General features: G+C 72.2%; 12 protein-coding genes and 1 tRNA gene. 10 read left to right on the forward strand and 3 right to left on the reverse strand.

Annotated features, from left to right (window positions below; translation table 11 throughout):
* Positions 1 to 61: 61 nt before the first annotated feature.
* The 5 genes from moaC to BN1555_RS18760 all read left to right on the forward strand — a co-directional run bounded on the left by moaC (position 62) and on the right by BN1555_RS18760 (position 3,149).
* Entirely contained in the window at positions 62 to 541 is a 480-nt protein-coding gene (moaC, locus tag BN1555_RS18740; RefSeq protein WP_093800458.1) for a cyclic pyranopterin monophosphate synthase MoaC, read from the forward strand.
* Positions 538 to 1,131, forward strand: a complete 594-nt coding sequence (locus BN1555_RS18745) for a MogA/MoaB family molybdenum cofactor biosynthesis protein (RefSeq protein ID WP_093800459.1) — start codon at positions 538 to 540, stop codon at positions 1,129 to 1,131. The genes moaC and BN1555_RS18745 overlap by 4 nt, the downstream gene beginning before the upstream one ends.
* Positions 1,128 to 1,754, forward strand: a complete 627-nt coding sequence (locus tag BN1555_RS18750) for a GNAT family N-acetyltransferase (protein WP_093800460.1) — start codon at positions 1,128 to 1,130, stop codon at positions 1,752 to 1,754. Before BN1555_RS18745 ends, BN1555_RS18750 begins: the two co-directional genes overlap by 4 nt.
* Positions 1,755 to 1,916: 162 nt before the next feature.
* Complete coding sequence (gene glpR / locus BN1555_RS18755) at positions 1,917 to 3,014, forward strand: divisome protein SepX/GlpR (RefSeq protein WP_093800461.1); 1,098 nt, start codon at positions 1,917 to 1,919, stop codon at positions 3,012 to 3,014.
* Between the two features lie 61 nt (positions 3,015 to 3,075).
* Positions 3,076 to 3,149 (forward strand) — tRNA-Ala (locus BN1555_RS18760).
* A 101-nt stretch (positions 3,150 to 3,250) separates the two neighbouring features.
* On the opposite strand, the gene BN1555_RS18765 is transcribed toward BN1555_RS18760, so the two are convergent.
* Entirely contained in the window at positions 3,251 to 4,720 is a 1,470-nt protein-coding gene (locus BN1555_RS18765) for an MFS transporter (protein ID WP_093800462.1), read from the reverse strand.
* A 115-nt stretch (positions 4,721 to 4,835) separates the two neighbouring features.
* A complete protein-coding gene (locus BN1555_RS18770; protein WP_093800463.1) occupies positions 4,836 to 5,318 on the reverse strand; it encodes a GNAT family N-acetyltransferase in 483 nt (160 codons plus the stop codon).
* Positions 5,319 to 5,383: 65 nt separating this feature from the next.
* Between BN1555_RS18770 and BN1555_RS18775 the strand changes: the two genes are divergently transcribed.
* A complete protein-coding gene (locus tag BN1555_RS18775; RefSeq protein ID WP_093800464.1) occupies positions 5,384 to 6,181 on the forward strand; it encodes an exodeoxyribonuclease III in 798 nt (265 codons plus the stop codon).
* A 17-nt stretch (positions 6,182 to 6,198) separates the two neighbouring features.
* Here BN1555_RS18775 and BN1555_RS18780 read toward each other — a convergent pair whose 3' ends face one another.
* Positions 6,199 to 6,915 carry a MerR family transcriptional regulator gene (locus tag BN1555_RS18780; RefSeq protein ID WP_093800465.1) on the reverse strand — a complete coding sequence of 239 codons (717 nt, stop codon included), beginning with the start codon at positions 6,913 to 6,915 and terminating at the stop codon, positions 6,199 to 6,201.
* A gap of 193 nt (positions 6,916 to 7,108) precedes the next feature.
* Between BN1555_RS18780 and BN1555_RS18785 the strand changes: the two genes are divergently transcribed.
* The 4 genes from BN1555_RS18785 to BN1555_RS39065 all read left to right on the forward strand — a co-directional run bounded on the left by BN1555_RS18785 (position 7,109) and on the right by BN1555_RS39065 (position 10,857).
* Entirely contained in the window at positions 7,109 to 8,635 is a 1,527-nt protein-coding gene (locus BN1555_RS18785; protein WP_093800466.1) for a flavin-containing monooxygenase, read from the forward strand.
* Positions 8,632 to 9,573 (forward strand): alpha/beta fold hydrolase, encoded by a 942-nt coding sequence (locus BN1555_RS18790; RefSeq protein ID WP_093800467.1) that lies wholly within the window; start codon positions 8,632 to 8,634, stop codon positions 9,571 to 9,573. Before BN1555_RS18785 ends, BN1555_RS18790 begins: the two co-directional genes overlap by 4 nt.
* Positions 9,570 to 10,478: an SDR family oxidoreductase gene (locus BN1555_RS18795; RefSeq protein WP_093800468.1), complete on the forward strand. Its 909-nt coding sequence runs from the start codon at positions 9,570 to 9,572 to the stop codon at positions 10,476 to 10,478. The genes BN1555_RS18790 and BN1555_RS18795 overlap by 4 nt, the downstream gene beginning before the upstream one ends.
* 100 nt (positions 10,479 to 10,578) lie before the next feature.
* Positions 10,579 to 10,857: a hypothetical protein gene (locus BN1555_RS39065; RefSeq protein WP_176710077.1), complete on the forward strand. Its 279-nt coding sequence runs from the start codon at positions 10,579 to 10,581 to the stop codon at positions 10,855 to 10,857.
* The last annotated feature ends 46 nt before the right edge of the window (positions 10,858 to 10,903 follow it).

Consider the following 10,903-nt stretch of genomic DNA (forward strand, 5'->3'; position numbering starts at 1 on the left):
CCGGGGCCGGTGGGAGTACCGTGTCTGCCCTCACAGGCCCTGACCGGGAGCACCACACGTAATGAGTACGCACGAACGGCTCACGCACATCGACGAGGCGGGGGCGGCCCGCATGGTCGACGTCTCGGCCAAGGACGTCACCGCGCGCACCGCGCGCGCCACCGGACGCGTCCTTGTCGCGCCGCGCGTCGTCGAGCTGCTGCGCGGCGAGGGTGTTCCCAAGGGCGACGCCCTCGCCACCGCCCGCATCGCCGGAATCATGGGCGCCAAGCGCACGCCCGACCTGATCCCGCTCTGCCACCCGCTCGCGCTCTCCGGCGTGAAGCTCGACCTCACGGTCGCCGACGACGCCGTCGAGATCGCCGCCACGGTGCGCACGACGGACCGTACGGGCGTCGAAATGGAGGCGCTGACCGCCGTCACGGTCGCCGCGCTCACCGTGATCGACATGGTGAAGGCGGTCGACAAGGGCGCGGTCATCACCGACGTACGGGTCGAGGAGAAGACGGGCGGAAAGTCCGGCGACTGGAGCCGCTCATGAGCCCCGCCCCCCGCGCCGGAGAGGTGTACGGCCACGGCCACGGCCCGGTGGCCGAGCCCGTCCCGGTCCCCGCTCCGCAGCCGCCGCGCCGCGCCCTCGTCGTGACGGCCTCCAACCGCGCCTCCGCCGGCGTCTACGCCGACCGGGGCGGCCCGATCCTCGCCGAGGGCCTGCGCACCCTGGGCTTCGAGGTCGAAGGACCGCTGGTGGTCCCCGACGGCGATCCGGTGGAGCGGGCCCTGCGCGACGGGGTCACCGCCGCGTACGACGTCATCCTCACCACGGGCGGCACCGGCATCTCACCGACCGACCGCACCCCCGAAGCCACCCGCCGCGTCCTCGACTACGACATCCCCGGCATCCCCGAGGCGATCCGTGCCGAGGGCCTGGCGAAGATCCCGACCGCCGCGCTCTCCCGCGGTCTGGCGGGCGTCGCGGGCCGGACCCTGATCGTGAACCTGCCGGGTTCCACCGGTGGCGTACGGGACGGCCTCGCGGTCCTGGAGCGCCTCCTGCTCCACGCCGTGGACCAGATCAGGGGCGGCGACCACCCCGGATCCGGATCCCCCCGACCGGGGAGCCCGAGCTGAACGTCTCGTCCTGGCCCGTCGAGCTGACGGACGGCGATGTCACCCTCCGTCCGATAAGACTTCGCGACCAGCGGGTCTGGCGCGAGGTGAACCGGCGCAACCGCGAGTGGCTGCGCCCCTGGGAGGCGACGATCCCGCCGCCCGCGCCCGCGGGCCCGGCGGCCCAGCGGCCGACGTACCGTCAGATGGTCCGCCATCTGCGCTCCGAGGCCAACGCGGGCCGGATGCTGCCCTTCGTCATCGAGTACCGGGGGCAGCTGGTCGGCCAGTTGACGGTCGCCGGGATCACCTGGGGATCGATGTGCTCGGGGCACGTCGGTTACTGGGTGGACCGCGAGGTGGCGGGCCGCGGCGTGATGCCGACGGCCGTCGCCCTCACCGTCGACCACTGCTTCCGTACGGTCGGTCTGCACCGCGTCGAGGTCTGCATTCGCCCCGAGAACGGGCCCAGCCGCAGGGTCGTGGAGAAACTCGGATTCCGCGAGGAGGGTCTGCGGCCCCGATATCTCCACATCGACGGCGGGTGGCGCGACCACCTGGTCTACGCGCTCACGGCGGAAGAAGTGCCCGAAGGACTGCTCACCCGCTGGCACCGGGCACGATCGGGCCCATCCCGTAAATGAAATAAGTGTTCGAATTTGATCGGCTGTTGACTGTAAAAGCACCCATAAAGCGGTCTGTTGATCCGATCGGTCATAAAAAAAGCTCGAGTTATCAGCCAGATCGTGCGACACACCGGCTCAATTGGCGGATGGGTTTGCGCGAACCCCTCTACGGTGTGGGGTGTGAGCAGCAGCGGCCTCATCTACGCAGTCATCGTCGGGGCCTGGGCCGCCTACTTGGTGCCGATGTGGCTCCGCAGGCAGGACGAGCTCAACGAGGCCCGTCCGACCGAACGCTTCAGTACGGCCATCCGGCTGCTGTCCGGACGAGCGGCCATGGAGCGCCGGTACGCCAGGGAGCTGGAGGAACGCGCCGCAGGTGAGGCGGGACCCGACGTGGACCCGGACGCCGTCACGGACCGATTGAGTTCCGTCGACGTCCGGGCCTTCGCCGTGCCCCCGACGCAGACGGAGCACCCCGCCACGCGGGAGGGCGCCCCCGAGGGCGCGCGCGGGGGAGTGCGGGAACAGGTGCGGGAGGAAAGGCGCGCGCGCACCGCGAGTGCCGCCGCCGAACGCGCCCGGCGCTCGAAGGTCCTCGCGCGCCGCCGGCGCACCACCGTGGTCCTCTTCCTCGCCTTCACCCTGGGCGCGATCGTCGCGGCGGTCGGCGGGCTCCAGTTCCTCTGGGCACCGGCCGTCCCCGCCGTACTGCTGAGCACGTACATCGTGCATCTGCGGTCCACCGAGCGGCGGCGCTTCGCCTTCACCATGGACCGGCGCAGGGCGGAGGCGGCGGCGCAGCGCCTGCGCGAGCGCCGCCCGCACCCGGCCCGCCGGCCGGTCTCCGCGGAGCCGGACGAGGAGCCGGCCGTACGCCCGGAGCCCGAGCCGGTGCCCGCCGTGTCCCCGCAGGAGGCGGGGAGGCGCGCACTGGTGGAGCAGACGGACCACGCGGAGTGGGTGGACCAGCAGCGCGAGCGGGAGCGCGGCTCGGCCCGCGGCGAGAGCTGGGATCCGGTCCCGGTCCCGCTGCCGACGTACGTGACCGCCCCCGTCGCCCCGCGCGCCACGGGTGGCGTCGACTTCGGCGACCCGGGCACCTGGAGCTCGGCCCGCTCCAGCGCCGCCGAGCCGACGCCCGCGCCCGAATCCCCGGCCGCCGCCGACCCGGCCCCGCGCCGGCGCGCGAACCCGGCGCGCCGTGACCGGGGTCACGGCCGCACGCCGCTCTTCGACCAGTACGAGGACGGAGACAGGCCGCGCGCGGTCAACGAGTGACCTGCGCGGAAGCGGATTACCGAGCACCCCGATCGAGGTGCTAAAGTTTCACTCGTTGCAAGGGCCTGTGGCGCAGTCTGGTAGCGCACCTCGTTCGCATCGAGGGGGTCTGGGGTTCAAATCCCCACAGGTCCACCGCAACGAAGAGCCTCTATCGGGAAACCGGTAGGGGCTCTTCGCATGTTCCAGGACGAGGGCCTGGGGCGACGGTCCCGGGATCCACCGGCCCCGGCCGCTCAGCGGGGCGCCGGGGCCCGGAGCTCCGGCGCGCCGGCGTCCACGCGCGGGGCCCGCGCGGCGCGCAGCTCCAGCCGCGCGGTGTTCCGCTGTGACGGAAGGAACGCCGCCAGGAGCAGGCCGACGAGGACCGCGCCGGCGGCGATCGCGAACGAGATGCGGAAACCCTCCATGCTGGGCACCGCGACTCCGCCCGCCCGGACCGAGGTGTGGGCCAGGACCATGCCGATCACGGCGCTCGACACCGACGTGCCGATGGAACGCATCAGGGTGTTCAGGCCGTTGGCCGCGCCGGTCTCCGACGGGTCGACGGCGCCGACGATCAGGGCGGGCAGTGACGAGTAGGCGAGCCCTATGCCGGCGCCCAGCGTCACCGAGACGACGACGGTCTGCCAGGCGGCGCTCATCAGGCCGAGGCCCGCGCCGTAACCGACCGCGATGATCAGCAGGCCGAGCATCAGCGTGGCCTTGGGGCCGCGCCGGGCGGAGAGGCGGGCGTACACCGGGGCGACGAACATCATCGTCAGGCCGAGCGGCGCCACGCACAGCCCCGCCACCACCATCGACCGGCCGAGGCCGTAACCGGTCGACGTGGGGAGCTGGAGCAGCTGGGGGAGGACCAGGGAGACGGCGTAGAAGGCGACGCCGACCATGATGGAGGCGAGGTTGGTGAGCAGTACCTCGCGGCGCGCGCTGGTGCGCAGGTCCACCAGCGGGGCCTCGATCCGCAGCTCCATGACGCCCCACAGTCCGAGGACGACGGCCGCCGCGGCGAACAGGCCGAGCGTGGTGGGCGAAGTCCAGCCCCAGTCGCCGCCCTTGGTGACGGGGAGGAGGAGGCAGACCAGGCCCGCGGCCAGGCCGATCGCGCCGGGTACGTCGAACCGGCCGGTGGCCCGTACCGGAGTCTCCGGTACGACGAGAACGGTCAGCAGCATCGACAGCACGCCGAGCCCGGCCGCGCCGAGGAACAGCGCGTGCCAGCCGGCGTGCTGGGCGACCAGGGCCGCGGCCGGCAGGGCGAGCCCGCCGCCCACCCCGATCGACGAACTCATCAGCGCCATCGCCGAACCGAGCCGCTCGCGCGGCAACGCGTCGCGCATGATACCGATGCCGAGCGGTATCGCGCCCATGGCGAAGCCCTGGAGCGCCCGGCCGGCCACCATCGTCACGAGGTCGTCGGTGAACGCGCAGACCAGCGAGCCGACGACCATGACGGCGAGACTGGCCAGCAGCATCCTCCGCTTGCCGAAGAGATCGCCGAGCCGGCCCATGACGGGTGTGGCGACAGCGCCCGCCAGGAGGGTCGCGGTCATGACCCAAGTGGCGTTTCCCGGCGATGTGTCGAGCAGTACGGGCAGGTCCTTGATGACCGGGACGAGCAGGGTCTGCATCACGGCGACGGTGATTCCCGCGAAGGCCAGTACGGGGACGACGAGGGCGGGGCGGTCGGTCGTCGTCTGCGTCATGCGTGGGGCCTCCGGGCAGGGGCGAGGGGACGGGCGCCAAGTATGTGCCCATTGAACGTTTTTAGGCGCGGCGGTGTTCCGCCGTGTCCGTCACGGCGTCACGGCGTCAACAGGGTTACGGCGTCAGCGGCTTGGCGAAGCAGCGGCTGTCCGGGTAGTCGCGGAAGTGGCCGAACTTCTCGGTCGGGGCGTAACCGCTGGACGTGTAGAGGGCGATGGCCTCCGGCTGTGCGGTGCCGGTCTCCAGGACCATCCGCGTGCGGCCGGCCGTGCGGGCGTCGTCCTCCAGGGCGGCGAGGATGCGGCGGGCCAGGCCGAGGCCACGGCAGTCGGGGATCACGTACATGCGCTTGAGTTCGGCGTCGCCGTCCGCGTAGCCCTCGCCGTTCTCGTCCTGGGCGCGCCAGCCGCCGCTGGCGACGGGGCGGTCCCGGTCGTCGTACGCGAGGAGGTAGAGGCCGCGCGGCGGCTCGAACATGGTGGGGTCGAGGGGGGTCGTGTCGCCCTCGCCGTCGTAGCGCTCGATGTACTCCTGCTGTACCTCGGCTTCGAGCTTGACGGCGTCGGGGTGGTCGTAGGGGCGTGCCTGGATATTCATGCGGGATATCGTACTTCTATGCAGGTTCGGCGCCGGGAGATTTTCCATCTCTGTATTGTGCCGGGGTGCTCACTGTGACCTCTGTGAATGTAAACGGCCTGCGCGCCGCCGCCAAGAAGGGCTTCGTGCCGTGGCTGGCCGAGACCTCCGCCGATGTGATCTGCCTCCAGGAGGTACGGGCCGAACCGCAGCAGCTCCCGGGCGAGGTGCGCGAGCCCGAGGGCTGGCACGTCGTGCACGCCCCGGCCGCCGCGAAGGGGCGGGCGGGCGTCTCCCTCTACGCGCGGCGGGAGCCGGAGCGGGTACGGGTCGGATTCGGCAGCGCCGAGTTCGACGGGAGCGGGCGGTACGTCGAGGCGGACCTGCCCGGTGTCACGGTCGCCAGTCTGTACCTGCCCTCCGGTGAGGTCGGTACGGAGCGGCAGGACGAGAAGGTGCGGTTCATGGACGAGTTCCTGCCGTACCTGAAGGGGCTGAAGGAGCGCGCGGCGGCGGACGGGCGCGAGGTGCTGGTGTGCGGCGACTGGAACATCGCCCACCAGGAGGCCGACCTCAAGAACTGGAAGGCGAACCGGAAGTCCTCCGGGTTCCTGCCGGAGGAGCGGGCCTGGCTGACGCGGGTGTTCGACGAGGCGGCGTACGTCGACGTGGTGCGGGCGCTGCATCCGGACCAGGAGGGCCCGTACACGTGGTGGTCCTACCGCGGGAAGGCTTTCGACAACGACTCGGGATGGCGCATCGACTACGCGGTGGCGACGCCGGGGCTGGCCGCGCGGGCGGTCAAGGCGTACGTCGAGCGGGCGGCCAGTTACGACCTCCGCTGGTCGGACCACGCGCCGGTGACGGCGGTCTTCGGGCAGTGAGCCCCGGCCCGGCCGGTTCAGAGGTCCTTCTCGGCCCTGATCAGGCGGTCCAGGGCCATCGAGAGCTCCGCCTCGACCACGCTCTTGGCGAGCGGGCGCAGACGTTCCAGGGGCGCGGCGAGACCGTTCCCCGGCGCGTCGCCGTCCGGTGCGTCGTCGGTCAGGTGGGAGCGGACCACGGCCGTGAAGATCTCCGCCATCGCCGTCGCGTGCTCCCGCACCTCCTTGCCCGCCCGGAGCACGGCCGCCAGCGGTACGCCTTCGCGCACCAGGGCCGCCGACACGTCCAGCAGGCGGCGGCTGATGTGCACGATCTCCTCGCCGTCGACGGCGAGGTAGCCGAGGTCGAGCGCCGCGGCGAGGTTCTCCGGGGTGACCTCGCCCGCGAAGTGGTCGGCGAGGTCCTCGGGGGAGAGCCGGACCGGGGTCTCCTCGGTCCAGGTGGCGGGGGCGGCGTCCTCGCCGCGGCCGAAGAGCTCGCCGACGTCGCGGCCGCTCCCGAAGGCGGCGGTGAGGTCCGCGATGCCGTTCAGGGTGTGGCCGCGCGCCAGCAGAGCGGCGATGGTGCGCAGCCGGGCCAGGTGGCGGTCGTCGTACCAGGCGATACGGCCCTCGCGGCGCGGCGGCGGCAGCAGCTTGCGCTCGCGGTAGAAGCGCAGGGTGCGCACGGTGATGCCGGCCTCCCTGGCCAGCTCCTCCACGCGGTACTCACGGGCTCCTGCGGCTCTTTCCACGGGGGAAGCCTATGCCGCTACCGCCGGTACCCGCGGTCGGTGCGCGCTGATGCCACTTCCTCCGGTGCTTCCTCGGGCACTTCCTCCGCGACTTCCTCGTGTCCGATCCCTACCCATGAGTACGCGGCTGCTCTACTCTCCGAATCGTGCCAGTGATTGCTGGCAGATTCGTGGGACCGCGGGAGGCGTCGGCATGGCCGAGCACGAGCACGTACGAGTGGCGGTGATCGGATCCGGATTCGGCGGCCTGGGCGCCGCGGTCCGGCTGCGCCGCGAGGGGATCACCGACTTCGTCGTCCTGGAGCGCGCCGGCGCGGTGGGCGGCACCTGGCGGGACAACAGTTATCCGGGCTGCGCGTGCGACGTGCCCTCCCATCTGTACTCGTTCTCCTTCGCGCCCCACCCGGACTGGCCGCGCACGTTCTCGGGGCAGGAGCACATCAGGGCGTACCTGGAGCACGTCACCGACACCTTCGGGGTGCGGCCGCACATCCGGCTGGACCACGAAGTGAGGATGATGCGCTGGGACGGCGACGAGCTGCGCTGGGAGATCGGGACCACGCAGGGCACGATCACCGCGGACGTGGTGGTGTCCGCGACCGGGCCGCTGTCGGACCCGAAAATTCCGGACGTGCCGGGACTCGACGGCTTCCCCGGCAGGGTCTTCCACTCGGCACGGTGGGACCACGGTTACGACCTGCGCGGCAAGCGCGTGGCGATGGTCGGGACGGGCGCTTCCGCGATCCAGATCGTGCCGTCGATCCAGCCCGGCGTCGCGAAACTGACGCTCTTTCAGCGCACGCCGCCGTGGGTGATGCCGCGCATGGACCGGGCGGTCACCGGGCCCGAGCGGTGGCTGCACCGGCGGCTGCCGTTCACCGGGAAGGCGCGGCGCGGACTGCTCTTCGGGATACGGGAGTTGCAGGTCGCCGCGTTCACCAAGCACCCCAAGCGGCTCGGCGTCGTCGAGTCGCTCGCCAGGGCCAACATGGCCAAGGCCATCAAGGACCCGGCGCTGCGGGCCAAGCTGACACCGTCGTACCGGATCGGCTGCAAGCGCATCCTGCTGTCGAGTTCGTACTATCCGGCGCTCGCGAAGCGGAACGTGGACGTCGTCGCCTCGGGGCTGCGGGAGGTGCGCGGGTCCACGGTCGTGGCGGCCGACGGGACGGAGGCCGAGGTCGACGCGATCATCTTCGGCACGGGCTTCCGCGTCACCGACATGCCGATCGCCGAACGGGTGGTGGGCGCGGACGGCATCACGCTCGCCGAGGCGTGGAAGGACGGGATGGAGTCGCTGCGCGGCGCGACGGCGGCCGGGTTCCCCAACTGGATGACGATCATCGGGCCGAACACCGGGCTCGGGAACAGCTCGATGATCCTGATGATCGAGTCGCAGCTGAACTACATGGCCGACTACCTGCGGCAGTTGACGGACCTGGGTGGCAGGGTGGCGCTGGGCGCCCGGGCCTCGGCCGTGCACGCGTGGAACCGGAGGGTGCAGGACCGGATGAAGCGGACCGTGTGGAACACGGGCGGCTGCGACAGCTGGTACCTGGACGCGAACGGCCGCAACACCACCATCTGGCCGGGGACGCCGAGCGAGTTCCGGCGCGCGACGAGGGAAGTGAACATGGCGGAGTACGAGGTGATACGGGCGCGGACAGCGGCCGGATCAAGTGCCGGTGCCGGTGCCGGTGCCGCGGAGGCGGTCGCATGAGCCGGCTGATGCGGGCCGCCGGCGAGCCGCCGGTCCCCTCGCGCGAGCTGACCGCCGTCTCCGCCGACGGATCGCGGCTGCACGTGGAGGTGTACGGGCCCGAGGGTGCCCCCGCGCTCGTCCTGGCGCACGGCTGGACCTGCTCGACGCTCTTCTGGGCGGCGCAGATACGCGCACTCGCCGGCGCCGGTGAGTGCCGGGTCGTGGTCTACGACCAGCGGGGACACGGGCGTTCCCCCGCCGTCGGGCCGGGCGGCTACAGCACGGACGCCCTCGCCGACGACCTCGAAGCGGTGCTCGCCACCGCCCTCGCGCCGGGTGAGCGGGCCGTACTGGCCGGGCACTCCATGGGGGGCATGACGATGATGGCCGCCGCCGGACGGCCCGGGTTCCGCGAGCACGCGGCCGCCGTTCTGCTGTGCAGCACGGGCAGTTCGCGGCTGGTCGCCGAGTCGCTCGTCCTGCCGATGCGGGCCGGCCGGCTGCGGACGCGGATGACGCGCGCGGTGCTGGGGGCGCGTGCGCCGCTGGGGCCCGTCACGGCGCTGTCGAAGGCGATCCTCAAGTACGGGACGATGGGGCCCGGGACCTCGCCGGAGCGGGTGGCGGAGTGCGCCCGCATCGTGCACGCCTGTCCGCGGGCCGCGCGCGTGGCCTGGTCGCACGTGCTCGGCGAGCTCGATCTCGTGGCGGGGATACGGGAGCTGGACGTGCCCACCGCCGTCATCGCGGGGACCGCCGACCGGCTGACGCCGCCCGTGCACGCCCGCGAGATCGTGGCCGCGCTGCCGCATCCGCTGGGACTCACCGAGTTGGCCGGTGTCGGGCACATGACGCCGGTGGAGGCACCGGAGGCCGTCACGGCGAAACTCCGCGAGCTGGTGACCGCGTACGTCACCCCCACCGTCCGCGACGAGGAGAAGGAGCAGACCGTATGAGCGGCAGGCGGAACCTGGAGGGGCAGGTCGCGGTCGTCACGGGCGCGGCGCGGGGCGTCGGCGAGCTGCTGGCCCGCAAGCTGTCGGCGCGCGGCGCGAAGGTGGCGCTGGTCGGCCTGGAGCCGGACGAGCTGGAGCAGGTGGCGGGGCGGCTGCACTCCGACGCGGACTGGTGGCACGCCGATGTCACCGACCACGAGGCGATGGCGCGGGTCGCGCGGGAGGTCAAGGAGCGGTTCGGGAAGGTCGACATCGTCGTGGCCAACGCGGGGGTCGCTTCCGGGGGTCCGTTCGTGGACTCGGATCCGGTCGCCTGGCGGCGGGTCGTCGAGGTCAACCTGATCGGCGGGGCGGTGACGGGGCGGGCGTTCCTGCCGGTACTCCTGGAGAACCGGGGGTACTTCCTCCAGATCGCGTCGCTGGCCGCGATCGCACCGGCGCCGATGATGACGGCGTACTGCGCGTCGAAGTCGGGCGTCGAGGCGTTCGCGCACTCGTTGCGGGCCGAGGTCGGGTACCGGGGGGTGCGGGTCGGGGTCGGGTACCTGTCGTGGACCGACACGGACATGGTGCGGGGCGCGGACGAGGACGACGTGATGCGGGAGCTGCGGCAGCGGCTGCCGTGGCCCTCGAACCGGACGTACCCGCTCGGTCCGGCGGTCGACCGGATCGTCGCGGGCATCGAGCGGCGTTCGTCGCACGTGTACGCGCAGTGGTGGCTGCGGGGGATGCAGTCCGTGCGCGGGTACCTGCCGGCGCTCATCGGGGTGGTGGGGCAGCGGGAGATGAAGCGGTTCGGGCCTCGGCTGACAGGGGTGGGGAAGGGACTCGTGGGGGCGGGGGGAGAGGCGGACGAGAAGGCGCGTGCGGAGCGTACGGAACGAGCGCCGAGTACACAGCGTTAGTGATCAAAATGCGCCGAATGTCCGGTCGTGTCAGTCTGGTCGAGGCCCAAGGGGGCCGACATGCCCCACTTCCCCTCGCACCCCTCTAGGAGTGAACTTCATGGGCATCGCAGACCAGTTCAAGGACAAGGCGCAGGAACTCGCCGAGCAGGCCAAGCAGGCCAAGCAGGGTTCGCGCGGCACGAAGGGCGAGGCGTCGGAGCATGTCCGGCGGGCCCGGGAGGACCGGAGCCAGGTCATGGGCCGGGACCTGGACCGGGACATGGTCAGGGACCGGGACATGGACCGGGACCGGGACATGGACCGGGAGACGGACCGGGACATGGACCGGGAGATGCTCGATGAGCGGGACGAGGGCCAGGAGCGGCTCCGGTCCTGACGCGGGCGGCGGCTGACGCGGCGCACCCCGTCGCTCCGCCCCGCCG

The organism is Streptomyces sp. Wb2n-11, assembly GCF_001049855.1.
In the GTDB taxonomy this organism is placed as follows: domain Bacteria; phylum Actinomycetota; class Actinomycetes; order Streptomycetales; family Streptomycetaceae; genus Streptomyces; species Streptomyces altiplanensis.

What these genes read in the sequence shown, in the direction of transcription:
- moaC (WP_093800458.1), top strand. Translation starts at nt 62, where the DNA reads ATGAGTACGCACGAACGGCTCACGCACATCGACGAGGCGGGGGCGGCC.
- BN1555_RS18745 (WP_093800459.1), top strand. Translation starts at nt 538, where the DNA reads ATGAGCCCCGCCCCCCGCGCCGGAGAGGTGTACGGCCACGGCCACGGC.
- BN1555_RS18765 (WP_093800462.1), bottom strand. Translation starts at nt 4,720, where the DNA reads ATGACGCAGACGACGACCGACCGCCCCGCCCTCGTCGTCCCCGTACTG.
- BN1555_RS18770 (WP_093800463.1), bottom strand. Translation starts at nt 5,318, where the DNA reads ATGAATATCCAGGCACGCCCCTACGACCACCCCGACGCCGTCAAGCTC.
- BN1555_RS18785 (WP_093800466.1), top strand. Translation starts at nt 7,109, where the DNA reads ATGGCCGAGCACGAGCACGTACGAGTGGCGGTGATCGGATCCGGATTC.
- BN1555_RS18790 (WP_093800467.1), top strand. Translation starts at nt 8,632, where the DNA reads ATGAGCCGGCTGATGCGGGCCGCCGGCGAGCCGCCGGTCCCCTCGCGC.
- BN1555_RS18795 (WP_093800468.1), top strand. Translation starts at nt 9,570, where the DNA reads ATGAGCGGCAGGCGGAACCTGGAGGGGCAGGTCGCGGTCGTCACGGGC.
- BN1555_RS39065 (WP_176710077.1), top strand. Translation starts at nt 10,579, where the DNA reads ATGGGCATCGCAGACCAGTTCAAGGACAAGGCGCAGGAACTCGCCGAG.